The 26297-nt window shown below is 63.3% G+C and carries 25 protein-coding genes and 1 tRNA gene; 12 read left to right on the top strand and 14 right to left on the bottom strand.

All coding sequences use genetic code 11. The features are described 5' to 3' along the window. Position 1 precedes the first annotated feature (1 nt). The 6 genes from CTEST_RS00240 to CTEST_RS00215 form a co-directional block, all read right to left on the bottom strand. Positions 2 to 757 carry a 3-hydroxybutyrate dehydrogenase gene (locus CTEST_RS00240; RefSeq protein WP_047252023.1) on the bottom strand — a complete coding sequence of 252 codons (756 nt, stop codon included), beginning with the start codon at positions 755 to 757 and terminating at the stop codon, positions 2 to 4. A 37-nt stretch (positions 758 to 794) separates the two neighbouring features. After that, the gene (locus tag CTEST_RS00235; RefSeq protein ID WP_047252022.1) at positions 795 to 2222 is read right to left on the bottom strand and encodes a GntP family permease; all 1428 of its coding nucleotides are present in this window, start codon (positions 2220 to 2222) and stop codon (positions 795 to 797) included. A gap of 187 nt (positions 2223 to 2409) precedes the next feature. After that, the gene (locus CTEST_RS00230; RefSeq protein ID WP_047252021.1) at positions 2410 to 3594 is read right to left on the bottom strand and encodes a PucR family transcriptional regulator; all 1185 of its coding nucleotides are present in this window, start codon (positions 3592 to 3594) and stop codon (positions 2410 to 2412) included. A gap of 28 nt (positions 3595 to 3622) precedes the next feature. Beyond that, a complete protein-coding gene (locus CTEST_RS00225; RefSeq protein WP_047252020.1) occupies positions 3623 to 4240 on the bottom strand; it encodes a GNAT family N-acetyltransferase in 618 nt (205 codons plus the stop codon). A 54-nt stretch (positions 4241 to 4294) separates the two neighbouring features. Next, complete coding sequence (locus CTEST_RS00220; protein WP_047252019.1) at positions 4295 to 4645, bottom strand: SdpI family protein; 351 nt, start codon at positions 4643 to 4645, stop codon at positions 4295 to 4297. 407 nt (positions 4646 to 5052) lie between these two features. Next, positions 5053 to 5135: transfer RNA gene (locus CTEST_RS00215), tRNA-Leu, on the bottom strand. A 281-nt stretch (positions 5136 to 5416) separates the two neighbouring features. On the opposite strand from CTEST_RS00215, the gene CTEST_RS00210 reads away from it, so the two are divergent. The 8 genes from CTEST_RS00210 to crgA are packed head-to-tail and all read left to right on the top strand — an operon-like array spanning position 5417 to position 14706. Beyond that, positions 5417 to 6271 (top strand): DUF3662 and FHA domain-containing protein, encoded by an 855-nt coding sequence (locus tag CTEST_RS00210; RefSeq protein ID WP_047252018.1) that lies wholly within the window; start codon positions 5417 to 5419, stop codon positions 6269 to 6271. A gap of 20 nt (positions 6272 to 6291) precedes the next feature. After that, the gene (locus CTEST_RS00205; RefSeq protein ID WP_047252017.1) at positions 6292 to 6771 is read left to right on the top strand and encodes an FHA domain-containing protein FhaB/FipA; all 480 of its coding nucleotides are present in this window, start codon (positions 6292 to 6294) and stop codon (positions 6769 to 6771) included. Continuing rightward, on the top strand, positions 6768 to 8201 hold the full coding sequence (locus CTEST_RS00200; RefSeq protein ID WP_236686106.1) for a PP2C family protein-serine/threonine phosphatase: 1434 nt from the start codon (positions 6768 to 6770) through the stop codon (positions 8199 to 8201). Before CTEST_RS00205 ends, CTEST_RS00200 begins: the two co-directional genes overlap by 4 nt. Further along, positions 8202 to 9575, top strand: a complete 1374-nt coding sequence (locus tag CTEST_RS00195; protein WP_047252015.1) for an FtsW/RodA/SpoVE family cell cycle protein — start codon at positions 8202 to 8204, stop codon at positions 9573 to 9575. It abuts the gene before it with no gap. Beyond that, positions 9576 to 11030, top strand: a complete 1455-nt coding sequence (locus CTEST_RS00190; protein ID WP_047252014.1) for a penicillin-binding transpeptidase domain-containing protein — start codon at positions 9576 to 9578, stop codon at positions 11028 to 11030. After that, on the top strand, positions 11030 to 12427 hold the full coding sequence (locus CTEST_RS00185) for a serine/threonine-protein kinase (RefSeq protein WP_083985366.1): 1398 nt from the start codon (positions 11030 to 11032) through the stop codon (positions 12425 to 12427). The genes CTEST_RS00190 and CTEST_RS00185 overlap by 1 nt, the downstream gene beginning before the upstream one ends. After that, complete coding sequence (pknB, locus tag CTEST_RS00180) at positions 12424 to 14373, top strand: Stk1 family PASTA domain-containing Ser/Thr kinase (protein WP_047252013.1); 1950 nt, start codon at positions 12424 to 12426, stop codon at positions 14371 to 14373. Before CTEST_RS00185 ends, pknB begins: the two co-directional genes overlap by 4 nt. Before the next feature lie 60 nt (positions 14374 to 14433). Continuing rightward, positions 14434 to 14706: a cell division protein CrgA gene (crgA, locus tag CTEST_RS00175; RefSeq protein ID WP_047252012.1), complete on the top strand. Its 273-nt coding sequence runs from the start codon at positions 14434 to 14436 to the stop codon at positions 14704 to 14706. 1054 nt (positions 14707 to 15760) lie between these two features. Here crgA and CTEST_RS00170 read toward each other — a convergent pair. After that, positions 15761 to 16408: a rhomboid family intramembrane serine protease gene (locus tag CTEST_RS00170; RefSeq protein WP_236686105.1), complete on the bottom strand. Its 648-nt coding sequence runs from the start codon at positions 16406 to 16408 to the stop codon at positions 15761 to 15763. A 74-nt stretch (positions 16409 to 16482) separates the two neighbouring features. Further along, positions 16483 to 17004 (bottom strand): peptidylprolyl isomerase, encoded by a 522-nt coding sequence (locus CTEST_RS00165; RefSeq protein WP_047254106.1) that lies wholly within the window; start codon positions 17002 to 17004, stop codon positions 16483 to 16485. A 41-nt stretch (positions 17005 to 17045) separates the two neighbouring features. Here CTEST_RS00165 and CTEST_RS00160 point away from each other — a divergent pair, with 41 nt between their 5' ends. Continuing rightward, complete coding sequence (locus tag CTEST_RS00160; protein ID WP_047252011.1) at positions 17046 to 17444, top strand: hypothetical protein; 399 nt, start codon at positions 17046 to 17048, stop codon at positions 17442 to 17444. A 443-nt stretch (positions 17445 to 17887) separates the two neighbouring features. Here CTEST_RS00160 and metE read toward each other — a convergent pair whose 3' ends face one another. Beyond that, complete coding sequence (gene metE / locus CTEST_RS00155; RefSeq protein WP_047252010.1) at positions 17888 to 20200, bottom strand: 5-methyltetrahydropteroyltriglutamate--homocysteine S-methyltransferase; 2313 nt, start codon at positions 20198 to 20200, stop codon at positions 17888 to 17890. Between the two features lie 47 nt (positions 20201 to 20247). Then, positions 20248 to 21222 (bottom strand): methylenetetrahydrofolate reductase, encoded by a 975-nt coding sequence (locus tag CTEST_RS00150; protein WP_047252009.1) that lies wholly within the window; start codon positions 21220 to 21222, stop codon positions 20248 to 20250. Between the two features lie 328 nt (positions 21223 to 21550). Between CTEST_RS00150 and CTEST_RS12975 the strand changes: the two genes are divergently transcribed. Continuing rightward, entirely contained in the window at positions 21551 to 22210 is a 660-nt protein-coding gene (locus CTEST_RS12975) for a hypothetical protein (RefSeq protein ID WP_052844250.1), read from the top strand. Between the two features lie 4 nt (positions 22211 to 22214). Here the strand turns inward: CTEST_RS12975 and CTEST_RS00140 are convergent, their stop codons facing one another. Both CTEST_RS00140 and CTEST_RS00135 read right to left on the bottom strand, forming a co-directional pair. Further along, positions 22215 to 23114: a cation diffusion facilitator family transporter gene (locus CTEST_RS00140; RefSeq protein ID WP_236686104.1), complete on the bottom strand. Its 900-nt coding sequence runs from the start codon at positions 23112 to 23114 to the stop codon at positions 22215 to 22217. Between the two features lie 37 nt (positions 23115 to 23151). Continuing rightward, on the bottom strand, positions 23152 to 23766 hold the full coding sequence (locus CTEST_RS00135) for a TetR/AcrR family transcriptional regulator (protein ID WP_083985364.1): 615 nt from the start codon (positions 23764 to 23766) through the stop codon (positions 23152 to 23154). Between the two features lie 38 nt (positions 23767 to 23804). Here CTEST_RS00135 and CTEST_RS00130 point away from each other — a divergent pair, with 38 nt between their 5' ends. Next, on the top strand, positions 23805 to 24353 hold the full coding sequence (locus CTEST_RS00130) for a GNAT family N-acetyltransferase (protein WP_047252007.1): 549 nt from the start codon (positions 23805 to 23807) through the stop codon (positions 24351 to 24353). A gap of 39 nt (positions 24354 to 24392) precedes the next feature. Here CTEST_RS00130 and CTEST_RS00125 read toward each other — a convergent pair whose 3' ends face one another. Further along, the gene (locus CTEST_RS00125; protein ID WP_047252006.1) at positions 24393 to 25082 is read right to left on the bottom strand and encodes an alpha/beta hydrolase; all 690 of its coding nucleotides are present in this window, start codon (positions 25080 to 25082) and stop codon (positions 24393 to 24395) included. A gap of 168 nt (positions 25083 to 25250) precedes the next feature. Between CTEST_RS00125 and CTEST_RS00120 the strand changes: the two genes are divergently transcribed. Beyond that, on the top strand, positions 25251 to 25847 hold the full coding sequence (locus tag CTEST_RS00120) for a class I SAM-dependent methyltransferase (RefSeq protein WP_047252005.1): 597 nt from the start codon (positions 25251 to 25253) through the stop codon (positions 25845 to 25847). Position 25848: 1 nt separating this feature from the next. On the opposite strand, the gene CTEST_RS00115 is transcribed toward CTEST_RS00120, so the two are convergent. Next, a complete protein-coding gene (locus tag CTEST_RS00115) occupies positions 25849 to 26211 on the bottom strand; it encodes a cyclophilin-like fold protein (protein ID WP_052844249.1) in 363 nt (120 codons plus the stop codon). Between the last annotated feature and the right edge of the window lie 86 nt (positions 26212 to 26297).

Genomic DNA, 26297 nt, shown 5'->3' with positions numbered 1-26297 from the left:
TCTAGGAGGCGGTCCAGCCGCCATCGATGGTGTACGCGGCGCCGGTGACCATGCAGGCGTTCTCGGACGCGAGCCACGTGGCCAGGGACGCGACTTCCTCCGGCTCGATGAGCCTTTTGATACTGGACTTGGTGAGCATGATGTCGGTGATGACCTCGTCCGCGTCAATCCCATGGATTGTCGCCTGATCGGCGATTTGCTTTTCGACGAGCGCCGTCCGGACGTAGGCAGGATTGATGCAGTTGGAGGTCACTCCATGTGGCCCACCCTCCAGCGCGGTGACCTTGGAGAACCCTTCGATAGCGTGCTTGGCGGTGACGTACGCAGACTTAAACGCGCTCGCCCGCAGGCCATGGACGGAGGAGATGTTGATGATGCGTCCGAAGCCGCGCTCATACATGCCGGGGAGGGCGGCTCGGACGAGGAGGAAGGGCGCTTCGACCATGAGCCGATTGATCAGCCGCCAGGCCTCCGGGTCGAACTCGTGGATCGGGGCGATGCGCTGGATGCCCGCATTGTTGACGAGGATGTCCACGTCGAGCTGGAGACCATCAAGCGCGGCAGTGTCCGCGAGGTCGGCGATGAAGGTATCACCTCCCAGCTCATCCGCTAATTCCTGCGCGGCCTCGGCGTTGACATCGCAGATGGTGACGTGTGCGCCCGCGGCAGCAAAGGCCCGCGCACAGGCGGCGCCGATCCCGGAAGCTCCGCCAGTAATGAGGGCGCGGCGGCCGGTGAGGGAAATGGTGGTGTTCATGGGTGAGTCCTCTCGGTGGTGCTTAAAAGATCGGGGCTTAGAAGATCGGGGTGAGCGACACCAGGGCGACGAGCGCCGCGACGACCGCGACCGGGATGGCCATGGTGATCACGGCGATGTCCTTGTAGGACTGCTTATGGGTGAGCCCGCAGACGATGAGCAGGGTGATCACCGCGCCGGAGTGCGGCAGGGTGTCCAAGCCACCGGCGGCCATCGCGGTGAGGCGGTGCATGACATCTAGGCTGGTGCCCTCGGCCAGGGCCATATCGCGGAGATCGTTGCCCAGCGCGTTGAGGGCAATCGTCATGCCACCAGAGGAAGACCCGGTGAGACCTGCGGTGATGGAGACGGTGACCACCGAGGTGATGACGGCGTTGGCGCCCATGTTGAACACCGAATCGCGGATCATGGCGAACGCCGCGACGGAGGCGACGACGGCACCGTAGCCGACCTCGCTCGCCGTAGAGAACACGGGGAACATGGAGTTCTTCGCGCCTTCCGCCAGACTGCGCCCGAGCTGGCGACGGTGGCGGAAGTTGAGGGCAACGATGAGCAAAATCGCCGTGACGATAGCCACGAGCACCGCCCACAGGGCAGAGCGGCTAGACAGGGTGATGCCGCCGTACTTCTCCTCAGACAGGTACTCCCAGTTGAGGGAAGGGAAGATGAACAGAGTGCAGGCGAAGTTGACCACGAAGACGGTGAGCAGCGGCAGGAACGGAACAATCGCGCTCTTCGGCGGGGCGATCGTCATGGTGCCGCCAGAACCGGAGTCGAAGCCGGAGGCGCTCGCTGCCGACGTCTCGCCGCCGCTCTCCCGGCTAGAGAAGTGCTCACCCTTGGCGATGAGCTGACGGCGCCGGAACTCAAGCCAGGCCATGCCGAGGCCAAAGATTGCCAGGGAACCGATGAGTCCGAGGGTGGCGCCGGCGAAAGAACCGGTGCCAAAGAACTGACCCGGGATGATGTTTTGCACCTGCGGGGTGCCCGGCAGCGCGGTCATGGTAAAGGTGAAGATACCCAGGGCGATCGTCGCCGGGATGAGGCGGCGGGGAATGTCGGCCACCCGGAAAAGCTCGCGGGCCAGCGGGTACATCACGAAGGCAACGACGAAGAGGCTGATGCCGCCGTAAGTCATGAGTGCCGAAGTGATGACGGTCGCGGCGATCGCTCCACGGTCACCGATGAGTTTGGTGACAGAGGTGGCAATCGCCTTGGCATACCCGGTGACCGTCATCAGCATGCCGAAGATGGCACCGACCAGGAAGACCGGGAAGAAACTGCTGATGAAGTTGCCCATGGCCGGCATGAAGATCTGGGTGTACGCGGGCAGAATCGGAGCTCCGGAGAAGATCAACGCCACGATGGCGGAGAGCGGGGCGGCGATGATGACCGGCACGCCGCGATACGCGAGCGTGATCAACATAATGAGGGAGAGCAGGATGCCGATGACTCCGAGGAACACGGGCGCCTCCTTCTGATGTAGGGGTGGCGGTGAGCCACGTGAGGACGAGGGTTCTCCCACTCATTCGCGTCCACTTGCCTGTGATCTGGAGCACTTATTGGTGGGTGATGCGTTCCAGCCTGCCCCTAGTCGTGTGACCCCGGCTACATCTGGGTGTGCAATCTTCCCACCGGTTTCTTGTAGCCAGCTACAAGTGTGGTGAGCGCCCCTCGGCAGCCAACGCCCACGACACTTCGATGAGCCCATCGACGTCCCCGAGGTCCGCGCCGGTAAGTTCCTCGAAGCGCCGCAGCCGATAGCGCAGCGTGTTCACGTGGACCGGAATGCTGCGCGCCGCCGCTGGAATGTTCATTCGGTTGTCCAGGTAGGCACGGACCGACTCGAGCAGCTCCAAACGGAATGCTCCAGCGTGCTCCAACGGCGCAATGTAGCGCTCGCGCAACAGCTCGGTGGTCTCCGGGGACGCGTGGACTCCGAGCCGCCACGACAAGGATTCCACATCCACCACACCCCGCCGCCCAAGGGATTCCGCGGCCCGCAAAGCGAGCGATGCGGCATGAAATGATCGTGCGAGATTCTCCAACCGCTCCGGCTGCCCAACGCCGACGGTTGTCTCCGGCTCCACCGCCTCGTCGTCGATCTCCCCGATAACGATGCCCACGATAACGCTCGACTGGACCGATGTGATGAGACGGACCCCGGCGCGCTGAGCCCACTCACACAGGGAGTTCGCCGCCCCTGGTCCCTCCTCGGCATGGGTCGGGGCGGCCAGTACTCGCAGCGGCACGTCGGTGGGAACGTTGTACATCGCCGCGCCCCACAGCAGTTCGGAAATGTCCCGATCCTCCGAGACCGCCTTGCCGATCCACTCCGACCGCCGAGCCTCATCTGCCACCGCTCGGGCAATCTCCCGGTCGCGATACACGGACGTCGCCCGGGAAGAAAAGACATCGCCGAGCGACCACAGCAGAGCCGAACATTCGACCACCTCGTCCGAGGGCACATCGAAATCCGGGGCCATCTCGATGAGCCGCCGCAGGATATTGATCATCGAGATCCGGAAGCCACTGAGCACGCTCCCCAGCGGCACCCCCTGCCCCATCCGCTCATTCGCCAAAGCATCGGCTTCCGGTACCTCGTCGGGCCGGGGATCGACCCCGGCGCGAATGATACGGATGCTCAGCGCTATGTTTCTTCTCGCCGACGCGGCTAACGCCTCCCGATTGACCATTTCGTAGCCCGGTACAGTTTCCTGCAATCGGCTCACCGTGCCCTCAATGACGGCGTCATCCTCCGTGCGCAAGGTTTCCAAAAGGGCATGCCAGCGAGGCCCCTGCCCGACAGTGGTCTCGGCCACACTCCGGTCTGTCATGTCAGTGACAGTAGCGGCACTCCCCCGCCTACGCCGGCATTGCTCCTGGCCGCCACATCCCCAACTCCGGGTCCGTGTCGCCCGCCGGAAGTGGGTGCAGCCCGAGCGGCACAAAACCCATCCGCTGGTAGAGAGAGGCAGACGCCGGAGTGGACGCCTCCAAGTACGCGGCCTCATCCCCGGCCCGATCGAGTCCATGCCGCAGCAGGGCGCTTCCCACGCCGGACCCCTGCGCCTTAGGGCGCGCGCCGATCATGAACAGGTACCAGTGCGGGAATTTCGGGTGGTAGCCCCGCACCCGGAAACTTTGGATCGCCGTCTGTGCTAATCGACGCCCCAGTACCCCCACCACCCGCGGCACCATCGCCAGCTGGGCCCGCAGGCCCAGCGAGACTCCAGGCCGGTCCCACAAAGCAGCACCGACGACCTCGCCGTCGTCGGTCACCGCCACGTCGACCTCACCATCGGGAAAGTAGTAGAGCCGGATCAATGGCTCAAGCAGGCCTTCCAAAGCTTCTTGAGTCTCTTCCCGGGAACGGACACCGACGATGCGGTGGGCCGCAGGGTCAGTGGCAAAGGCCTCGCTGAGCAGCGCGGCCACAGTAGACAGGTCGGATTTGGTAGCGGAGCGAACGGTGATATTCATCGGCCCTAGCTTACGGAAGATTCAGCAATTTTGAGCAGAAACCTCAGCCTGATTTCACCTTGCCTTGGCCGCGGAATTGGCCCTGGCCGCACCCCACGCGAGCACAGCTATCTGCACGACGAAAGCAGCAACAGGCACGACATACCTTCCGCCCGACTGGACAAACGGAAGAGCAGCCACCGAGACGACAACTCCAACGATCCCCACCTGGGCCGTCGCCTGAAGATATGGCCTCGCTTCTCGATGCCCAGCCTCCCATGCCTCGTCAGAGGAAAGAGTGGCCCGAGTCCTGATCCCGATGGCCGTATTCCGTTCCAGACTCCCTGACCTGATAGCCCGATCCATGAAGAACCCGAGCCCCGACATCAACAGCAGCCCCACGACGAGCGATACGTACCCGGCCATCTTCTTTCCTCCTGCTTCGTGTGTCACGAGACTAGGACACGTGCCGCTAGATGTCACGGATTTTTCGTCCGGTCGCGATCAGAACGTCGCGAGGAGGGCATCGGGATCAACATGAATTCTCTGCAATGCACAACCGGGTTCTCGACGACCTGCGGAAACGCTAAGTAGCATCATTCATTCTAGAGAATCTATGTAGGCACCCCCTCACACCTGAGTAACGCACTGCTCAACGACAACAGGGGCCAGGGCATCAACGCCCCAACAGTGCGATATGACCTCATCGATTAATCGGTCTACTCGAATTGCACTTTTAGCGCCCGGGCCGGCCACACCAACGAAAAACGCAGGGCCCCACCGACATCGGTGGAAGGCCCTGCGTATGACTATGTCCGTAGACATAAAATTTGTGCCCGGGGGGGGACTTGAACCCCCACGCCCTTGCGGACACTGGCACCTGAAGCCAGCGCGTCTGCCATTCCGCCACCCGGGCTGGGTGATTGATCAGCGTCGTGCTTGCGCAGTCTGCTGAGCGACTCAACTAAGATAACACGGTCGTCGGTTGTTAGTGCAAATGACCTGCTCACGGGACGTATACCCTACGGCTCGGTGTGAGCTTTCAGCAGGTCGTGACAGGCTTCCGTCTACGTTTCTACAGGGTTGGCACCCTATACTGGTTCTCGTCCTGTGCGCGAGGTCTTATAACTGCCATTGATTGTTGGGTGGCCTCGCGACTGAAGTGTTTTATGTGGATGTGGGAGGAGGCCGCGCATTATGGCCCTGATGGCTCAACTTGCCAGGTTGGATAGTGCTTTGCAGCGCGGTCTCGATAATGGGTTTGCCTTTATCTTTGGCGGCAAGATCGTGCCGGCGGAGATTGAGGAGCTGTTGAAGCAGGAGGCGGAGGACAACCTGCATGATGCTGGTTCGGGCGCGGAAGCTCCGAATGTATTCATGGTGGGTGTCTCGTCGAAGGATCTGGAGTCGCTGTCGCAGGCGGATCGGGAGTTGCCGGCGTCTTTTGCTGATCAGATGACTCGTTTTATCCGTAATAAGGGTTGGCAGTTGGCGGGTCGGGTGGTGGTGCAGATTGCGGAGGAGTCCGGTTTGCGGACTGGGCAGTTGCGCGTATCTTCCTACGTCGATGAGCAGCCGGCGGATGAGAGTGGCTTTGATGCGATCCTCGCTGACATCTCGCAACCCGAAGAACCCATGGAAGAGAACACCCCGCAAGTGATTCCGGCGCCTGCGGCTGCCGCTATTGATCAGGAGGAGAGCATGACTGATTATCTTGACGCACCGACCGAGTTCACTGAGATGCCGAAGGATCCCGTGGTGAGCCTCCTGCTGCAGGATGGTTCGTCGCGGACGTATTTGGTGCATGAGGGTTCGAACATCATTGGTCGTAGTAATGATGCGGATCTGCGGTTGCCGGACACGGGTGTGTCGCGGCAGCACGCGGAGGTGACCTGGGATGGCCAGGATGCGGTGTTGGTGGATTTGCAGTCGACGAATGGCACGACGGTCAATGACACTCCGGTGGAGAATTGGCTGTTGGCTGACGGCGACGTCATTACGATGGGCCATTCCCATATTGAGGTCCGCATTGTGGACCCGAACAATAACTGACGCTCGCTAAGGAGGTAGTCGTGGATTCGATCGTTCTGCTGGTGTTCCGCATCGGCCTGCTGGTGCTGTTGTGGTTCTTTGTTCTCATGGCTCTGCGCGCGATGCGCAAGGATGTCCAGGTGGCAGCAGGCGTGCCGACGTCCGCGACGGGCACCGTCGCCGCACCGCGGCGGGCGGCTGCGGCGGTGATACCGGGGCGTCGAGAAGCGGCGCGCCAGTTGACCGTCATTGAGGGACCGTTGACGGGTTCCCATATGGAGGTGTCGACGGTGGAGTCGATCGTGTTGGGTCGCAGCCCGGACAGCGATTTCCAGTTGGGCGATGACTACGCTTCTGCTCGTCACGCGCGGTTGTTCCGGCGTGGTTCGGAGTGGTTCGTGGAGGACCTCGATTCCCGGAACGGCACTTTTGTTGATGGTTTCCGTATTGATCAGCCCGAGCGCGTGGGCGTGGGCACCGACGTGAAGGTCGGTCGAACGACTGTGAGGCTGGTTCCGTGAGCGATAGACAATTGAGACTTAATTTCACCGTCCGCTCCGACCGCGGTTTGGTCCGCGGCAACAATGAAGATTCTGCGTATGCGGGCCCGCATCTGCTGGTCATCGCCGACGGCATGGGTGGTCACGCGGCCGGTGAGGTGGCCAGCCAGCTCATGGTGCAGCACCTCGAGCGGCTCGACGCGGACCCGGAAGACAATGACATGCTCGCCCTGCTGGGCGGGGTGGCGGATGACGCCAACCGGGTCATCGCGGAGACGGTGCGCCAGCAGCCGGAGACCGATGGCATGGGCACGACGCTGACGGCGCTCATGTTCAACGGCCATAAATTCGGCATGATTCACGTCGGCGATTCGCGCGGTTATCGCCTGCGCGACGGCACGCTGGAACAGATCACCGTCGACGATACTTTCGTCCAATCGCTCGTTGATGAGGGCAAGCTCGACCCCGAGGACGTGTCCTCGCACCCGCAGAAGTCGCTCATCCTCAAGGCGTACAACGGCCGCCCCGTCGAGCCGACGCTGCACAATCTCGATGCCCGCCCGGGCGATCGCCTTCTGCTGTGCTCCGATGGGCTCTCTGATCCGGTGACGGCCTCGACGATCGAGACGACCCTGTCCACCGGCACGCCCACTGATGCGGCGCTGCGCCTCATCGAGTTGGCGCTGCGCTCTGGTGGCCCGGACAACATCACGGTCGTCGTCGCCGACATCGTCGATGAGGCTTCGCTTGACGACGCCGCCCGGGCCGCCCTCCCCGGCACGCCCGTCACCGCGGGCGCGTTGCTCGGCGAAGGACAAACCGAATCGCACCCGGACACCGCAGCCGGCCGCGCCGCCCTGCTCTCCCGCCAGCCCAAAACTATTTCCCCGGATGGCGACGTGCAATCCCAACCGCTGACTGGCGCCGCCCCGGTGCCCCCGACGGCACAGGAGGATACCTCCGGCGGGGGTGATCAGCGCCGACGCGGTTCGTTTCGGCTCCCCGCACTCATCATCGGCCTGCTGCTCATCATCGGCCTCGTCGCGGGCGGCTGGTGGGCCTATTCCACCATCGACCGCACGTATTACGTCGCGGTGAGCCAGGACGAGCGCCTGGTCATCGAACACGGCGTGGACTATTCCGTCTTCGGCCGCGATCTGCATTCGCCGTACCAGGAGTCCTGCCTCAACGCGGCCGGGGATCTGCAGTTCAAGGACGTGGGCAGCAGCGAAAACTGCCCGGCCTTCTCGCTGCAGGATCTCCCGGAGTCCGCTCGTTCTTCCGTGAACGGGCTGAGCAGCGGCTCCTACGATGAAGTGACCCAGCAGCTCCGGCGCCTGGCTGACCAGGCCCTGCCGGTGTGCATCGACCGCCCCACCCCCGCTGCCGAGGGCGCGGACGCCGGCGGCGATCTTTCCCGCCCGGGCGTCAATTGCCGGGAGGTGGGCTAAATGTCAGCGCTCCTATCGCGCCGCACGGAAATGGGCCTGCTCATCCTCGCCGCGTTGCTGCTCAGCGTCACCTTGGCCAACCTCGAGTTGAGCCAGGGCAACGCCCTCACCACCGACGTGCTGTGGCTCATCGGTGGGTTCATCGTCGTGTTCTCGGCGGCTCACATCGCCCTGTGTATTTTCGCCCCACACGCTGATCAGATCATCCTGCCCGTGGCCTCCGCACTCAATGGGTTGGGGCTGGTGATGATCTATCGGCTCGACATCGCCAAGGGCACCAGCATGGCCAACCGCCAGATCATGTGGACGCTGGTGGCCATCGTGCTGCTCATCGCCGTACTGGCCCTCGTGCGCGATCACCGCAGGCTCACCCGCTACTCCTACCTCCTTGGCCTCATCGGGTTGTTCTTGCTCGCCCTGCCGTTGGTGTGGCCGTCCGCGATCAACGCCGATGCCCGCATCTGGATCACCATCGGACCCTTCTCGCTCCAACCGGGCGAATTCTCCAAGATCCTGCTGCTGCTGTTCTTTGCTCAGCTGTTGGTGAACAAGCGGGCGCTGTTCAACATCGCCGGACGACGCTTCCTCGGCCTGGAATTCCCGCGCCTGCGTGACCTCGCCCCCATCCTCGCGGTGTGGGCCGTGGCCATGCTCATCATGGCCATCTCCAACGACTTCGGTCCCGCCCTGCTGCTGTTCTCCACCGTGCTGGGCATGATGTTCCTGGCCACCGGCCGCACCTCCTGGCTCATCATCGGCCTCGGCCTGGTCACCATCGGTGCCTTCGCCGTGTACCAGGTCTCCGCCAAGATCCAGGAACGCGTGATCAACTTCCAAGACCCCGTGGCCAACTATGATTCCACCGGCTACCAGCTCTCCCAAGCTCTGTTCGGCATGTCCTGGGGCGGGATCACTGGCACCGGGCTCGGCCAAGGCCACCCGGAGATCGTTCCCGTCGCGCACTCCGACTTCATCCTCGCCGCCATCGGTGAGGAGCTCGGGCTCATCGGCCTCGCTGCCATCCTCGTCCTCTTCGCCCTGCTGGTCTCCCGTGGTTTCCGCACGGCGATGACGGTGCGTGATTCCTACGGCAAGCTCGTCGCCGCCGGCCTGGCCCTCACCATCGCCATCCAGATCTTCGTGGTCACCGCCGGCAATACCGCGCTCATGCCCATGACGGGCCTGACCACGCCGTTCATGTCGGCGGGTGGTTCCTCGCTCATGGCCAACTACATCCTGCTGGGGTTGATCCTGCGGATCTCTAATTCCGCGCGGCGCCCCGCCCAGGATGCCGCCCCAGCCCCGAACACCGATAGCGCGGGTCCTGGCACCGGCCTCTTCCCACCGGTCGCACAGCGGGGGGTGAACAGCTAAATGAATCGTTCCATTCGACTCGTATCCAGCTTCGCTCTCCTCCTGGTCATCATTTTGGTGGCCAACCTCACCTACATTCAGGTGTTCAAGGAAGATGACTACGCCAAGAACGCGCTCAACCAGCGCGGTTTCTATGAAATGAAGTCCATTCCGCGCGGCCAAATCTCCGCCGGCGGCATGGTGCTGGCCTCCAGCGCAGCAGATGCTGATGGTTTCTACCAGCGCTCCTATCCCTCCCAGGATCCGGCGGCGTATGGCTCGGTCGTGGGCTACCTTTCAGACCAATACGGGGCCGCTGGCCTGGAGTCCTCCTACAACACCGTCCTCAACGGCACCGACCCGGCGTTGTTTAGTTCCCGCTGGATGGACACGCTGACGGGCAAGGGCACGACCGGCGCCAATGTTGAGCTCACGCTCAACCCGCAGGTTCAGCAGGTTGCCTACGACCAGTTGGTGTCACGGGGCTACGAGGGTGCTGTTGTGGCGCTCAAGCCGTCCACCGGCGAGATCTTGGCCATGGCCTCCTCACCGAACTATGACCCAAATGGCATCGTCAATCCGGCCACGGCAGAGTCCACGTGGGCGCAGCTCAACCAGACTCCGGGCAACCCGCTGGTTAACCACGCCAGCCAGGAGACGCTGCCGCCGGGATCGATCTTCAAGATCATCACCACCACCGCCGGCCTGCAAAACGGGTACAACTCCAACTCGATGCTCACCGGCGCGGCCGACATCACTCTGCCCGGCACCACGACGAAGCTGACCAACTACGGCGGCCAGCAGTGTTCCGGCGGCGGCCAGGTCACCCTGGAGACGGCGTTCGCGCTGTCGTGCAACACCGCGTTCGTCGAGATGGGCGTGGATGTTGGCGCCGATAACCTCCGGAAGGCCGCCGAGGCCTTCGGCGTCGGCGAGTCCTACGACCTGGGTGTGCCCGTGGCGGATGGCTCGTTGGGTGATCTTCCCGACGGCGCCGCCGTCGGCCAGTCCTCCATCGGACAGTTCGACGTGACCATGTCGGCGCTGCAGGCAGCGGTGATGGGCGCGACCGTCGCCAATGATGGTCTGCGCATGGAACCGTACCTGGTGAATCGGGTCACCGGCAGCGATCTCAAGGAGCTGCGTAAGACCAGCCCGCATGAGATCACCCAGGCCGTGAGTCCGGAGATCGCGAACCAGCTCACCCAGCTCATGCTCGCCTCGGAGCGCAATACCGCGGGCGGCGGTGCCAACGGCATCGCCTCGAAGACCGGCACCGCCGAGCACGGACCGGAGGGGACTCCGCCGCATACCTGGTACGTCGCTTTCGCGCCGAGCGATAATGCTGACGTGGCGGTCGCGGTCGTCGTCAAGAATGGTGGCGGTTTCGGTACCGGCGCCACGGGCGGGCAAGTTGCTTCGCCCATCGGACGTGCGGTTATTGATGCCGCCCGCAACGCACAAGGGGGTGCCTAATGGCTAATATCGACGGCCGCGACCGGTTGCAAAACCTCATCGGCGAGGACTACCAGCTCCAATGGATCATCGGCCACGGAGGCATGTCCACCGTGTGGCTCGCTGATGACATCCGTAACGACCGCGAAGTCGCCATCAAGGTTCTGCGCCCGGAGTTCTCCGATAACCGCGAGTTCCTCGACCGCTTCCGCAATGAAGCAGCCACGGCGGAACTCATCGATTCCGATAACGTCGTTCACACCTACGACTACCGCGAAATTCCCGACCCTTCGGGGCACACCTTCTGCTTCATCGCCATGGAATACGTCCGCGGCGAATCCCTCGCTGACCTGCTGGCCCGGGAGAAGCAGCTCGATGAGTCCTTGGCTCTCGACGTCCTCGAGCAGGCCGCCCACGGCCTGTCCATCATCCACCGCATGGACCTGGTCCACCGCGATATCAAGCCCGGCAACCTGCTGATCACCCAGAATGGGCAGGTGAAAATCACGGACTTCGGCATCGCCAAGGCGGCCGCCGCGGTGCCGCTGACCCGCACGGGCATGGTCGTGGGCACCGCGCAGTACGTCTCGCCGGAGCAGGCGCAGGGCAAGGAAGTCACCGCGGCCTCCGATATTTACTCCCTCGGTGTCGTCGGCTACGAGATGCTCGCCGGGCAGCGCCCCTTCACCGGCGACTCCTCTGTCTCCGTCGCGCTGGCGCACATCAGCCAGGCTCCCCCAGCCCTGTCCACCGGCGTGAGCGCCGAGGCCCGCGAGCTCATCGGCATCGCCCTGCGCAAGGACCCGACCCAGCGCTTCGCCAACGGCAACGAAATGGCCCTGGCGGTGTCCGCCGTGCGCCTGGGCAACCGACCGCCGCAGCCGAAGTCGGCAGCGATGTCCCAGCTCGCGCCCGAGCCCTCCCCGACCGAATCCACCCGGATGCTCGGCGCCGCCACGAACCCGACGACGATTCACCCGGCCACCTCCGTCACCGGTGCCGTGCCCGCAGTCGCCCCCACCGGCCAGGGACGACGCCGCGCGGAAGCCTCCGGCGGTGGCTTCGGCACCGGCGTCCTCATCGCCATCATCATCGCCGCCCTCCTCGGCGGCGGCGCCTTCCTGGCCGCGCAGATGGGCCTGTTCAACGGGATCTCCGGGGGCACCTCCACGACGCAACCGGTCACCAGCGAACCCGAGGTTGTCACCGAGTGGGTCACCCCGACGGAGGAATCCACCCCGGTCCCCACCACCATCACCCAGTGGGTCACGCCGACGTCCGAGGAACCGACGCCCACGGCGGAGCCCACACCCACCCCGACGCCGACCCAGCCCGTCGCGCCCACGCCGACGGCCCCCGCGTTGCCCACCCTCCCGGAGCTCCCCGGCCTGGACGCCCTCACGGGAGGTAACGGATGACCCTCATTGGCGGTCGCTACCGGTTAGCCGAGGTCATCGGCACCGGCGGCATGTCCGAGGTCTACGCCGCCGAGGACACCCTCATCGGCCGCGACGTCGCCGTGAAGATGCTCCGCCTGGAGTTGGCGCGCGACGTCAACTTCCGCGAGCGCTTCCAACGCGAGGCCCAGAACTCCGGGAAGCTCAATCACCCGGCGATCGTTGCCGTCTTCGACACCGGTGAGACGACCATCGAAGGCATCGACGTCCCCTACATCGTCATGGAGCGGGTCCACGGCCGCACGATCCGTCAGGTCATCCTCGACGAGGGCCCAATGTCCGCCACCCGCGCCGCCGAGACCCTCCTCCCGGCCTGTGCCGCCCTGCAGGCCAGCCACGATGCCGGCATCATCCACCGCGACATCAAGCCCGCCAACATCATGGTCACCAACACCGGCGATGTGAAAGTCATGGACTTCGGCATCGCCCGCGCGCTCGACGATTCGACGCACGCCATGACGCAAACCTCCGCAGTCATCGGCACCGCCCAGTACCTCTCGCCCGAGCAGGCCCGCGGCAAGGCCGCCGACGGCCGCTCCGACATCTACGCCCTCGGCTGCGTCCTCTACGAAATGGTCACCGGGCATCCGCCCTTCGAGGGCGAAACACCGTTCGCCGTCGCATTCCAGCATGTGCAGGAAAATCCCACCCCACCGTCCGAGCTTATCGACGCCCCCCTCTCCCCCACCGCCGCACTCAACCTCGACGCGGTGGTCCTCACCGCCATGGCCAAACACCCAGCCGACCGCTACCAAACCGCAACCCAATTCGGCGAGGACCTACACAAACTAGCCCGCAACGCCGTCACCAACGCCGCCCGCTCCTACGTCTCCCCGGATGACCCGGCGCCGACGACTGTGTCGGCGGCCGTGGCGCCGACCGCCGCCCCGGCACCTGCTGCCGTGCCTGCGGCAGGAGCGCACCGTCGAGAAGCAAACAACCGAGGCAACCGCCGCCTGACCTGGGTCGCAGCCGTCCTCGCCCTCATCGCGATCGGCATCGGCGGCGCCTTCGTGTGGGACCTCGTGCAAACCCGCAACGAACAAACCCTCATGGCCCAAATGGTCACCGTGCCCGACGTCACCGGAAAATCACGCGACGACGCCATCGCGGAACTCGAAGCCCTCCAACTCATCGTCAACATCAACGAAGAACCCAGCCCCGACAAACCCCGCGACGAAGTCCTACGCACCAACCCCGTCTCCGGCTCCCAACTACAACGCGGCACCAACATCACACTGACCGTCTCCACCGGCAAAGAAATCACCGACGTCCCCGACCTCAAAGGCATGACCCCCCAAGAAGCCGCCGACGCACTCGCCGAATTCGACCTCCAACTGGAACAACAAGTCCGCGAAGCCAGCTCCGACGACATCGAACAAGGCCGCATCATCGAGCAAAACCCCACCGCCGGCTCACCCCTGCCCAAGGGCTCCAAAGTCTCCATCACCGTCTCCACCGGCGCCGAAATGACCCGCGTCCCCGTGCTCAGCGGCCTCCAACTATCCCAAGCCGAAGCAACACTGACCTCCCTCGACTTCGTCGTCCAAGTCCGCCGCATCGACTCCACCGAACCCGACGGCCAAGTCATCCGCGCCCAACACGAAGGCTCCGAAATCCCCACCGGCTCCACCGTCGTCCTCGAAGTATCCAACGGCATGCTCATCACCATGCCCGACATCTCACGCCTCGACGACCGCCAAGCCCTCGCCGCCCTCCGCTCCGCCGGCTGGACCGGACGCGACGACCAACTCATCACCGGCACCGACGTCATCACCGGCGCCCTCGTCGACCAAGGACGCATCGCCTCCACCGAACCCAGCGCCGGATCCGCCGTCCGCAAAGACGGCCCCATCACCGCCCGCTACTGGGTCTTCCAACTAGGCGCCCTCGTACCCGGCAACTAAGGTCACCCTCTACGGATCGCCGCTGCTACCCTAGATTCACAAACTCTGAAAGGCCCCGACATGCCCAAAGCAAAAATCACCAAGAGCTCCATCCCCCAGACCGCGACAGCCTCCACCGCTAACCGCACCCCCGTGAAGATCAACACCGGCGGCACCCCCACCTGGTACAAGGCCATCATGTTCGGCCTCATGATCCTCGGCCTGCTCTGGCTAGTGGTGAACTACCTCGCCGGCCCGAGCATCCCCTTCATGTCGAGCCTTGATGCCTGGAACTACGGCATCGGCTTCGGCCTCTTCATCATCGGCCTACTGATGACGATGGGCTGGCGCTAACCACTGCACTACTGGCAGACCTGGTGAAGCTCGGTGCTTGTGATGCTGAATTTTTCAGAATCGCGGCACCGAGCTTTTTTGTTCCATCGACCAAATGGGTGTTGGTCCCCCCTCGTTGTTGCTGGTCACGGCGTTATATTGTGCGCAGCTGCGCACACGTGGATGCTGCGGGGTGTTGTTGAATGAGGGATGGGCTCCGACTGCGCACGCTCACGCCAGATGGCAATTCGACCAGACGCGTTAATCGAGTAGCGAGAAGCTGGCACTCGATTAATGGGTCTAGTGAAACTGGTCTGCTCGAATTGCCCTCCTGCTCTGCCCGTTCAGCCCCGGAACAGCGGCCCACAGCGTGCGGAGCTGGGGGCAGGCTCAAGCACCGAACCGACAACTCGTTCACGTTTTCCCTGGTTACAGCCTTGAGGTGTGCGCAGCTGCGCACGTTCACGCCAGATGACAATTCGACTAGACCCGTTAACCGAGTAGCGAGGAGCCGGCACTCGATTAACGGGTCTAGTGAAACTGGTCTGCTCGAATTGTCCTCCTGCTCGGCCCGTTCAGCCCCGGAACAGCGTCCCACAGCGAGCGGAGCTGGGGGCCTAGCGTGAGCACCGAACCGACAACTCGTTCACGTTTTCCCTGGTTACAGCCTTGTGGTGTGCGCAGCTGCGCACACCTGGCAGTCGACCACTCCGAGGTGTATTGCGGCGGAGAAGGTGCCAGATCTTCGACGGGGACCGAAACACGTGGGTTGTCCCCAGCCCCGTGGACAACTCCGGCGTGTTATCCACCGTCTATCCCCACTCTCCAGGCGGAGAAGTTATCCACAAGAGTTATCCACACTGTGGATAATCACAAAGTTGTCATTTATCGAATGGCGCGCCGCAGCACCTCAAAAGTGTGTCAACATCATGCTAAAATCCTGGGAAATTCGAACGTTCGTGCAGGTGGGGAAAACTCCCCACAGGTTTATCCACAGGCTGTGGGGAACTTGCCCACCGGGGCTTAACGATAGTGATTTCACAGATTTACCCACAGCCTGTGGATAACTGGCGCGCTAAACCATCACTATTAGTGCACAGCCCGCGACGAGAACCCCTAACACTCCACCCCAGCGAATACCCCGGTGAGAGGAAAAGAGGAAAGGCAGCATGAGCGCGCCGGCGATCAGTCCACCGAGGTGTCCCCACAGGGATACGCTCGAGCTAATGAAGGTGTACGCCACATTGACCCCGATGAGAACGAGAGGCGCGACGAGATCGGCACCTCGACGTCGAAAAACACCCACGAGCAGCACCATCAGAGCGAACAGAGCTCCTGATGCACCGGCAGTCGGGGTTCCATAGTCCATCCACACGACCGCCCCGGCGGCGAAAATCCCCCCGGCGAAGTAAACCACGACGTACAAGCTGCTGCCGATGGCTCTCTCAATCTCACGGCCAATGAGCGCGAGCATAAAGCAGTTTATTGCCAGGTGGCCCATGCCGACGTGGAGGAACATCGACCCTATGGCGCGAAACCAGGAGGCGCCGTCCTGGGAAACGTAGGGACCCCACAGAAGCCAATCATCGGCAAGCTGGGAGTTGGACAAGTTACCCATCAGCGACCGGGACTGGACGGCCGTGATCAACCACACGAGAACGTTGGCAGCGATGAGGGCGGTGGTCGCTGGTACGTCTCGGTACCAACGGCGCAGGATCTCCACTAGATACTCCCGAAATGACAAGGCCCGCGCGACGTCATCAAGGACGCTGCGCGGGCCAAACTACCCCTAAGAAATTAGGAGATGGTGATGGACTCGATGACGACCGGCTCGGTCGGGCGATCCATGCGATCGGTGTCGGTGGTCGCGATGGCGTCGACGACCTTCTGGGACTCCGCGTCAGTGACCTCACCGAAGATGGTGTGGTGGTTGTTGAGGTGCGGGGTCGGGCCAACGGTGATGAAGAACTGGGAGCCGTTGGTGCCGGGGCCAGCGTTGGCCATGGCCAGCAGGTAGGAACGGTCGAAGCGCAGCTCCGGGTGGAACTCGTCGGCGAACATGTAGCCGGGGCCGCCGCGGCCGGTGCCGGTGGGGTCGCCGCCCTGAATCATGAAGCCGTTGATCACGCGGTGGAACACGGCGCCGTCGTAGAACGGTCCGGTCTTCTCACCCTTGGCGTTCTCGGTCTTGTACTCCTTGGAGCCGTCGGCCAGGCCGACGAAATTCTCGACGGTCGCCGGGGCGTGGTTGCCAAAGAGGTCAATGACGATGTCACCACGGTTGGTATGCAGCGTTGCAGTTGCGGTCTTGTTGGTCATGCGGGCCATCTTAGCGAAATTCACTCTGGCAGGATTAGATCATGAACCAGTTTTGGAGGCGCCTCCTCAACGTTCCCCTACTCGAGATCCTTTGTGTCCTCGTCGGCTCCTTGGTGTTTGTGGTGGACATCGATCCGGACAGTCGTTACCCCAGCCTGTTGTGGCTGTCGATGCTGGTAGGTGCCATCGCCTTGGTGCTGGTCTATCCCCTCCAGCTCTCCGCCCGGGGAAGGCTGTGGTTCGTGGTCCCGCTCGTTGTCGTGTTCGTGGGAGCGGGAATTGTTCTTTACTTCTTATTTTTCGTTGACGGGCCGATCATCTTGGGAATTATCATTCCCATCGCCGGGCTCAGCGCGTGTTTAGCGGGAGTATCACTGCTGGCGCGGAGAACACTGCAGATGAAGTTTCCAGCAGAACCAGACCCCGCCACGAGGTCCTGAGGCGTCCGGTAGGTACAGCGAGTGTTCCATGCGGGGGCGCACTAAATGAGCCAAGTCAAGAGTTGAAGCAGCAGTGTTAAAGCACGATTTCGCAAGAACATCAATGGCATGCGCTCTGGTCGGATTAGCGGTACTCAGTATTGGAGCCATCGGGATCGGGTCAGGCACTGAGGTAGTTCCACGGTGGCCTGTGCTTGCCTTCATGTGTGGAGTTTTTACCTGTTTTGCCGGCATAGCAACCTACAGCATCGTCGCCTTCATTCGGCCGCCATCTCTGGCACCTGCCGATGTCAGCTCGCTGACTGGATTCATGGCGTGTGCAGTATCAGCCGTTTTAGGCCTGCGCTACTTCTGGCGGAGCTCAAGGGGTTAGTTGTCCTTGCCAACAACAGCAAGGGGCCCGACCCCACCAAGGTGGAACCGGGCCCCGATGAAGAAGCTGTTTAGAGCGACTCAACCACGAGGTCGCGGGCGAGAACCATGTTGCGCAGTGACTGCTCGGTTTCTGCGTAGCCGCGGGTCTTCAGGCCGCAGTCGGGGTTGACCCAGAGGCGGTCGGTGGGCACGTTGACCAGGGCGGCCTTGATCAGTTCGGTGAGCTCGGCGACGTCGGGGACGCGCGGGGAGTGGATGTCCCAGATGCCGGGGCCGATCTCGGAGTGGAAGGACTCGTCGAGGTCGGCGAGTAGTTCCATGCGGGAGCGGGCGGCCTCGATGGAGGTGACGTCGGCGTCGAGGGCGGCGACGGCGTCGATAATCTGGCCGAACTCGGAGTAGCAGAGGTGGGTGTGGATCTGGGTTTCCGGCTTGGCGTCGAGGGAGACGAGGCGGAAGGAGCGGACAGCCCAGTCGAGGTAGGCGGGGCGGTCTTCGGCGCGCAGGGGGAGGAGTTCGCGGAGGGCGGGCTCGTCGATCTGAATGATGTCGATGCCGGCGGCTTCGAGGTCGGCGACCTCGTCGGCAAGCGCGACGCCGATCTGATCGGCGGAGACGGACTTCGGGACGTCGTCACGCGTGAAGGACCAGGCCAGGATGGTGACGGGGCCGGTGAGCATGCCCTTGACGTGCTTGTCGGAGAGGGATTGGGCGTACTTGGCCCATTCGACGGTCATGGGCGCGGGGCGCGAGACGTCGCCGACGACGATGGAGGGGCGGGTGCAGCGGGAGCCGTAGGACTGGACCCAGCCGTGCTCGGTGGTGACGAAGCCGTCGAGAAGCTCGGCGAAGTACTGCACCATGTCGTTGCGCTCGGGCTCGCCGTGGACGAGGACGTCGATGCCGAGGCGTTCCTGCAGGTCGATGACGGACTTGACTTCGTCCTTGAGGGCTTGCGTGTACTGCTCGTCGGTGAGGTTGCCGTTGCGGTGGTCGGCGCGGGCCTTGCGGATCTCGGGCGTCTGCGGGAAGGAGCCGATGGTGGTGGTCGGCAACTGCGGCAGGCCGAGGGCCTTTTGGGCTTCGACGCGGCCGGCGAATTCGGGCTGGCGGGCGACCTGGCCGTCGGGAAGCGCGGCGACGCGGTCCTGCACGGCTTGGTTGTGGGTGCGGGCGGACTCGGAGCGGGTGCGCACGGCGCGGTCGGAGCGGGCGAAGGCATCGGCGGCGGCGACTGCTCCGCCGTCGAGGGCGGCGGCCAGCGCCTTGGCCTCGGTGATCTTCTCGTCGGCGAAGGAGAGCCAGCCGGCGACGTCGACAGGCAATGCCGTCTCGACGGCCACGGAGTGCGGCACGTGCTGCAGGGAGACGGAGGTGGTGACAGAAAGCTTATCGACGCCCGCTTCCTTCAGCGTCTCCAGCACGCCAAGGCGTTCGCGCAGGTCCGCGGCCCAAATGTTGCGGCCGTCGATGACGCCGGCAGCGAGGGTGATGTCGGTGCCTTCCACGGCGGCGGCGACGCGGGAGACGTAGGTCGGGTCGTTGGCCAGGGTGACCGGCGCGAGGTCGACCTGGAGGGCTTCCGGGTTGGCGCTAACGAGGGCGTCGAGACCCTGACGCAGGGAACCGTAGGGGCTGGTGACCAGGACCTGCGGGCGGTTCTCCTCGGCGAGGATTGCCCGGTAAGCGAAGGATGCATCGGCGGCGAGGTGCTCGTCGTTGGCGATGGTGAGGTCGGCGACCAGGGCGGGCTCAGCGAGCTGGACCCACTCGACTCCGGCCTCGGCCAGGGCGGCGAGGACGGTCTGGTACGCGGCGATGAGATCTTCGAGGCGGGCGAGCGGGCTGAAATCGGCGGCGGCATCCTCGGTCGGCTTGGACAGCGCGAGGAGGGTGACGGGGCCAACGAGGAACGGACGCACGACGTGTCCGGCAGCCTTCGCCTCGTTGACGATGTCGATGATGCGCTGCGGGCGCGGGGTGATCACGGTGTCATCGGAGACCTCGGGCACGAGGTAGTGGTAATTGGTGTCGAACCACTTGGTCATCTCCAGCGGGGCGCGCTCGGAGTTGCCGCGAGCCAACGCGAAGTACTCGGTGAGATCGATGTCTGCTGCGTCGCCGCCGATGAGGCCCACGGTGACGGCGGTCTCCAGGACCTGGTCATACAGCGCGACGTCGGCCGGGATGGAGTAATCCTGGTCCAGTCCCAGGTCGCGAAGTCGGGCGTAGTTTTCCAGGCGGATGGAGTGCGCGGAAGAGACGAAGGTGGCCTCGTCGATGCGGCCGGACCAGAAGGACTCAAGGGCCTTCTTCAGTTCGCGGTTAGCGCCGACGCGGGGGTAGCCCTCGATGGTGAAAGTGGGGAATGCAGCAGACATGAAGAAAGGGTGCCTTTCGGGAAAAGTGTTTGTTCTAGCGGGTTGTTCTAGCTGGCGCTGAGGCCGATCCGGTCGAGCATCTCGCGGGTCGTGTCCGAGCGGTTGAAGGTATAGAGGTGCAAGCCGCCGGCGCCGGCGCCCAGAACGGTCTGGGCGAGTTCCGCGGTGAGTTCGAGACCGACCTCGTATTCGCTCTCCGGTCCGGCCGCTTCCAGCCGCCGTATCAGGCGGTCAGGAACCCTCAGCCCGGAGAGCTGGCCCATTCGGCGCAACCTCTGCACCGAGGTCATGGGCATGATTCCGGGGATGAGCGGGATCCGCACACCCGCCAGTTCGGAGCGTTCCTTGAAGCGGAGGTAGTCCTCGGCGTCGAAAAATAGCTGGGTGATGGCGAAGTCCGCGCCGCAACGCTGTTTGGCCAACAGGACATCAAGATCCTCGTCGACGCTGGCTGACTCGGCGTGGCCACTGGGGTAGGCGGCAACCCCGATGGCGAGGCGCCCTGCGCCGAAGCGGGCGGCCTGGCGGCCTTCGATGTCCCGGATGAGCCGCACCAGTTCATTGGCGTGGGGAAGGTACCCGGCTGGCAGGGAGTGCTGACCCTCGGCGAAGTCACCGCGCAGGGCGAGGAAGCCGCGCACTCCGGCGTCCATGAGACGGTCGATCCAGACTCCGAGCTCCTCGCGGGTCCCGGCGGTGCAGGCCAGGTGCGCGAGGGTGCGCATGCGGGTGGTGGCCGTGATCTTTGAGATGAAGTCGGTGGTGCCCTCCAGCCAGCCCGAGTTCCGGGAGCTGGTGACGGAGACGTAGTCCGGGTTGTAGGACTCGAGGGTGTCCAGCAGCTCCGCGATCGTCTCTTGATCGGCATCCCGGCGCGGCGGCATGACCTCAAAAGACAGAGCGGTCCGTTGTGGGGAGCGGTGGGGGGCTTCCGCGTCATCGTAACGCTCGTCGAAGCGGTCGAGCGGGGCGGAGGCCGAGAAGCGGGAATGTGCCCGGTGGCGGGGCATGGTGGGGTTCATCCTCGCCTCCTTCGCAGCTGTTTTCCTCGGGTCATCTCCACCCTGTTGGGCAAGTGCCTGTGAATGTAGCAAGCCAACGGTTTGCTCCGGGTAATGTTGGTTTTTAGGCCCAGAGGGAAATGTGCCTTGACCTGTGATTAACCGCCAAGACTCGCATGAATATAAATGCTCCAAAACCTCGAAAATCGTCCCAAAAATGGACCAAGCTGTTCATTTTTGTGACCAGCGTGATTCGCCCTGCACATTTCTCCGCCCTATTCGGCGCCTGGGGCACTTTCCTCGCTACGCTTGGGGGCACACGTCCATGACCCACCCAGAAGGAGTCGCCATGAATCCCGCAACCTTGAAAATGGCTCTATCCGCGGCCTCGTCCGTCCGCGATCGCATCAAGGATTACCGCGAGGAGAAGGCTCGCGAGGCTTATGATCTGCTTTCCGACGCCGCCGCCTCCATCGACGTCGAGGAGCTGAAGAAGCGTTCCACGTCCTTCGTCGACGAGTCTCGCCGGGAGGCTGGAAACGTCACCCAGGCCGCCCGAATTCGCCTGGAGAAGGCCCTGGAGGACCTCGATTCTCGCCGCGACGAGGCTGAGAAGAAGACCCGCAAGGGCATCGCCAAGGCTAAGAAGAATCTGCCCGCGCAGAAGAAGGCTGCCGCCAAGCGTCGCAAGGGTTGGACCATCGCTGGCCTTGTCGCGCTCACTGCTTCCGTGGCCGCTGGTGCCTACTACTGGTTCCTGCAGCGCCAGTCCCAGCCCGGCGACACCCCGCCGCGCGTCGAGGATTTCTCCGCTCCCAGCGCTGAGGAAACCCAGGAATCGACCCTCGTCTACTCCACGGTCACCCCGACCGAAGAGACTCCTGCGGAGCGCGATGAGGATCTGCTTGGCCCGCTCGAGGAGCAGTTGGAAAAGCACCGCGCCGCTGCCATGAACGAGGCCGGCGAGGCCGGCGAGGCCGGCGAAAAGGAAGAAGAGGAAGAGAAGTAGCCTGCTAGCAGGTGTGTTCGTGTGATTGGTGGTCGGGCGTTTCCAGCTGAATCGTGGAATGCTCGATCCCAAACTCGCGCAGCTTCGCCTGCGCACGATCCAGCACGCCACAGCTGATGTCGTTGTCACCATCGACAACGATGTGGCACGTCGCCAGCGGGGTCACCCCGTCCGTCGACCAGACATGCAGGTCGTGCACGGCGAGCACGCCCGGCACGGCCTCCAGGGACTCCTGGATTTCTTGCGTATCGACGCCCCGCGGGGCCCGCTCCAGCAGCACCTCCGCCGACTGCCACAACAGCTGGAGGGAACGCGGCAGCACCAACGCCACGATGATGAGCGAGGCCACGGTGTCGGCCGCCAGCCATCCCGTCATCTTGATCACGACCGCGGCGACAATAACGGCCACCGAGCCGAGCATGTCGGCCATGACGTGCAGCAATGCACCGCGGACGTTGAGGCTATCGCCTGCCGCCCGCGACAGCACCCACGCGGAGGCGGCATTGGCGACCAAGCCAACCAGGGCGACGCCAAGCATGACATTCGTATCGATGGAATGATCCCCGCCCACGCGACCAATCGCTTGCACGAGAATCCACACCACCACGCCCGTCACCGTGACGGCGTTGATGAGGGCGGCCATCACCTCGATGCGGCGGTGTCCGTAGGTCGCCCGCCCGGATGCGGCACGCTTGCCCACTATCGACGCCACCAGAGCAATGATTAGCCCCGCGGAATCGGAGAGCATGTGCATGGCGTCCGAGAGCAACGCCAGCGAACCGGAAATGAGTCCACCGGCGAGCTCGCCGAAGAAGACGACGGCGGTGATCGCGAAAGCGATGCCAAGTGCCTTCGTCGGAGCGGCTGGCATGCGCGAATGATCGTGATCGTGGTTGCTTCCCATGGGCATCAATATAGCCCATTCTCGCCTTATTGAAAACCTATTGGCAATCAATCACGTGATTTCGCAACTCGATAAGCCCGGCGATGACGATCTTTTCCGGATCGACAGCGTGGGACTGATGGAGACGGGCGTACTCCGGGGCAAGCTCCGAATCGACTGGGGCGGCCCGTTCGTCCTCGGCCATCGACGAGGTCAATGCGCTACCAATGACAAAGTTGGACAAGACGTACGCCGCGCCGAGCGGGTCGGGCGCTCCCGCCTCATCAAGGAGGACAATCATTCGCTCCGATAGGACCAGATAGTTCGGCCCGCGAGGAGCGCGCATCCCGATCACCTGACAGGCCCAACGGTGTCGGACGAGGTGCCGGTAATAGGCCAGCATGAGGCCCAGCAAGTCGGCCTCCGACACGGCCCGATTGACCGTTTGGTCATTGCCTAGAGCGTGGTTCAATGCCAGGTCAAAGAGATCATCGACAGACTCGACTCTGGAATACAAACTGGCCGGGGCAACCCCGAGCCGGGTGGCAACAGCACGAATGGTCAGCGCCCGGATACCGCCATCATTCACAATCCCGGCCGCAGCTGCAGCCACCTCATTGATGTCGACGGCCCGCGTACGACGAACCGGCTTAGGATGCTCCCAGTAACTCACCCGAACCACACTATCCGAACTATGTTAGTTTAGAAAGCATGCCGAATAGGTCGCCTTTTCCCCTTGTCACCGATCGCTTGCGGCTGCGGCTTCACCAGCCTGGCGACGATGCGTGGTTGTACGAGATCTACTCACAACCCGCGGTGGCCCGATTCCTTTTGGAAGAGCCGTGGACTCGGGAGGAGGCTACCCGCCAGCTCGAGATACGACTGGCCAAAACGAGCCTCACCCCACCAACCAATGCCGTGGCCTTGGCGATCGAATACGACAGCACCCCTATTGGCGATATCTCACTGTGGATGACCAACCCGGATCTCCAGGTAGCTGAGATTGGCTGGGTGCTCGACCCCCGATTCGGTGGACAAGGATTTGCCCGAGAGGCAGTGGCCGCCGTCTTGGCAACCGGCTTCGATCACTATCGGCTGCACAGAGTCGCAGCGCAGATGGACGCCCGGAACACCGCCTCCGCGAAACTGGCCGGGGCCGTCGGGATGTGCCAGGAGGCTCACCTGCGCCAAGACTGGTGGAACAAGGGCGAGTGGACCGACACCCTCATCTTTGGCGCCTTGGCCACCGACGATCGATAGGCCCACTTACCGAACACCCGACACCCTCGACGTGGACAACTAGAGGCTGTCGACTGCTTCCTCAATGAGATCGCAAATAGCGACCGGCTGGGATGCCAAGGAAGCGTGGCTCGCGTCCAGCTCGATGGTCTTGCGGGCTTCCATGCGCTCCGCCATGCGGCGCTGGTTATCCGGGTGGATCATGCGATCCTCGGCGGAAACCTGGAACCACGTGGGCTTGACCTTCCATGCCGGCTCGGTGACGGTGTCACCGAAGGTGGAGGCCATGGGGGCCTTCTGCGTGACAGCCATGACGAGGGCCTGGTCGTCGGAAAGATCCTGACCAAAGCTCTCGTGGAACTTGTCCTGCTTGATCCACAGGTAGCCGTCGGAATCGGTGACCAGGTTTTCAATGGCCACGGGCGGGTGCTCCTGGCTGATGCCACCGGGGCTTTCACCGGCATCGGGGGCGAAAGCCGCGACGTAGACGAGGCCCTGGACATTCGGCAGGTCACCACATTCGGTGATGACAGCGCCACCGTAGGAGTGCCCCACGAGCAGAACGGGGCCATCAACCTGCTTGACCATCTTGCGGGTGCGCTCTGCATCATCGGCGAGCGAGGAAAGAGGGTTCTCTACTGCCTGAATTGAGTCGAAACCACGCTTGCGGAGCTCGACGATGACACCGGCCCAATGCGCGGCACCTCCCCAGAAACCATGCACCAAAATGATGGTTGGCTTTGTGCTCATAACTAACCCCTTTCCGAGGGCGCCGGGCCACCGATGATCAGCAACCAGAATCGACGTTCACTAAATCGTATGAACATAAGCCTCTCGTGTCGATGAAAATCATGCCTTATGTCCCCTAGTCCATCCCTAAGAAGCTCTAGGGGTGCAACCTCGTGGCAAGGTGGGAGCATGGCTGAGAAATACCAGTCCGTCCGGGCGCACTACAGCGCGAGAGCCAGCGAGTACATAGCCGCCCTCGGAAGCATCCAACAGGTATCCCCCGTTGATCTGACCTTCATTGAGATGTGGGCACGCAACCTCGACGGACTAGTCCTCGACGTCGGATGCGGGCCCGGCCACTGGACACATTTTCTCAGCTCCCTCGGGCTCACCGTGGAGGGCATTGACCCCGTGCCTGAGTTCATCAGCAGTGCTCGGGCAAGGTATCCAGGCGTGCGCTTTACAGTGGGACGCGGGGACGATCTCGACGTTGCCGACGGATCCCTCGGGGGCGTGCTGGCCTGGTACTCCCTCATTCATGGCCACCCCGGCGCCGCCCTCAAAGAATTCGCCCGCTCCCTCCGACCAGGCGGGGGCCTCGCCCTCGGATTCTTCACCGGGCCACAACTCGCCCCCTTCGACCATGCGATCACCACCGCCTACTACTGGCCAGTTGAGCTCCTCGCCGTCGAAGTCGAAGCAGCCGGATTCACTGTGACGCAGTGCGAGACCCGCACCGATCCAGGCTCCAGGCCCCACGGCGCAATCCTGGCCATCCGCTCCTGACCTACCCGGCGCGCTCGATGGTGACGGTGAAGTCGTCGTGGTGTTCAGTGATCACCGACAGATCACCCTCCATGCGGCCAATACGAGCGATCCCGTTCCAGAAGCCCACCTCACCCGTGTACAAGACAACAACGCCATTGGGTGCGTAGTACCCAAGGTCACCGACCTCTGGATCATCACCACTCGGCATGCCCTCCATAGTGAGCCCACCATCGAGCCTCGCGACCTTCTCCTGCCCACCGAAATCAGCGAAGGTCAAGGTGACTGGGAGGCGATCGAGCAAGTCTCGTCCGGTGGGAGTGTCCCACACCGTGGCGCCCACAATGTCGTCTCCGATGATCAAGTGGATGGGAGTGTCGTGCACAGTTTCACCTGTTTCTACTGGCTGTTTTGCTGGATCCGCGGTGCAGCCGAGTAGGCAGAAGGTCATGGCCGCTGCAACGACGGTTG

This window comes from Corynebacterium testudinoris, assembly GCF_001021045.1.
GTDB classification, from domain to species: domain Bacteria; phylum Actinomycetota; class Actinomycetes; order Mycobacteriales; family Mycobacteriaceae; genus Corynebacterium; species Corynebacterium testudinoris.
This window is presented reverse-complemented; position numbering and strand designations above follow the sequence as displayed.

What these genes read in the sequence shown, in the direction of transcription:
- CTEST_RS00240 (WP_047252023.1), bottom strand. Translation starts at nt 757, where the DNA reads ATGAACACCACCATTTCCCTCACCGGCCGCCGCGCCCTCATTACTGGC.
- CTEST_RS00230 (WP_047252021.1), bottom strand. Translation starts at nt 3,594, where the DNA reads ATGACAGACCGGAGTGTGGCCGAGACCACTGTCGGGCAGGGGCCTCGC.
- CTEST_RS00225 (WP_047252020.1), bottom strand. Translation starts at nt 4,240, where the DNA reads ATGAATATCACCGTTCGCTCCGCTACCAAATCCGACCTGTCTACTGTG.
- CTEST_RS00220 (WP_047252019.1), bottom strand. Translation starts at nt 4,645, where the DNA reads ATGGCCGGGTACGTATCGCTCGTCGTGGGGCTGCTGTTGATGTCGGGG.
- CTEST_RS00210 (WP_047252018.1), top strand. Translation starts at nt 5,417, where the DNA reads ATGGCCCTGATGGCTCAACTTGCCAGGTTGGATAGTGCTTTGCAGCGC.
- CTEST_RS00195 (WP_047252015.1), top strand. Translation starts at nt 8,202, where the DNA reads ATGTCAGCGCTCCTATCGCGCCGCACGGAAATGGGCCTGCTCATCCTC.
- CTEST_RS00190 (WP_047252014.1), top strand. Translation starts at nt 9,576, where the DNA reads ATGAATCGTTCCATTCGACTCGTATCCAGCTTCGCTCTCCTCCTGGTC.
- CTEST_RS00185 (WP_083985366.1), top strand. Translation starts at nt 11,030, where the DNA reads ATGGCTAATATCGACGGCCGCGACCGGTTGCAAAACCTCATCGGCGAG.
- pknB (WP_047252013.1), top strand. Translation starts at nt 12,424, where the DNA reads ATGACCCTCATTGGCGGTCGCTACCGGTTAGCCGAGGTCATCGGCACC.
- crgA (WP_047252012.1), top strand. Translation starts at nt 14,434, where the DNA reads ATGCCCAAAGCAAAAATCACCAAGAGCTCCATCCCCCAGACCGCGACA.
- CTEST_RS00165 (WP_047254106.1), bottom strand. Translation starts at nt 17,004, where the DNA reads ATGACCAACAAGACCGCAACTGCAACGCTGCATACCAACCGTGGTGAC.
- CTEST_RS00160 (WP_047252011.1), top strand. Translation starts at nt 17,046, where the DNA reads ATGAACCAGTTTTGGAGGCGCCTCCTCAACGTTCCCCTACTCGAGATC.
- metE (WP_047252010.1), bottom strand. Translation starts at nt 20,200, where the DNA reads ATGTCTGCTGCATTCCCCACTTTCACCATCGAGGGCTACCCCCGCGTC.
- CTEST_RS00150 (WP_047252009.1), bottom strand. Translation starts at nt 21,222, where the DNA reads ATGAACCCCACCATGCCCCGCCACCGGGCACATTCCCGCTTCTCGGCC.
- CTEST_RS12975 (WP_052844250.1), top strand. Translation starts at nt 21,551, where the DNA reads ATGAATCCCGCAACCTTGAAAATGGCTCTATCCGCGGCCTCGTCCGTC.
- CTEST_RS00140 (WP_236686104.1), bottom strand. Translation starts at nt 23,114, where the DNA reads ATGGGAAGCAACCACGATCACGATCATTCGCGCATGCCAGCCGCTCCG.
- CTEST_RS00130 (WP_047252007.1), top strand. Translation starts at nt 23,805, where the DNA reads ATGCCGAATAGGTCGCCTTTTCCCCTTGTCACCGATCGCTTGCGGCTG.
- CTEST_RS00125 (WP_047252006.1), bottom strand. Translation starts at nt 25,082, where the DNA reads ATGAGCACAAAGCCAACCATCATTTTGGTGCATGGTTTCTGGGGAGGT.
- CTEST_RS00120 (WP_047252005.1), top strand. Translation starts at nt 25,251, where the DNA reads ATGGCTGAGAAATACCAGTCCGTCCGGGCGCACTACAGCGCGAGAGCC.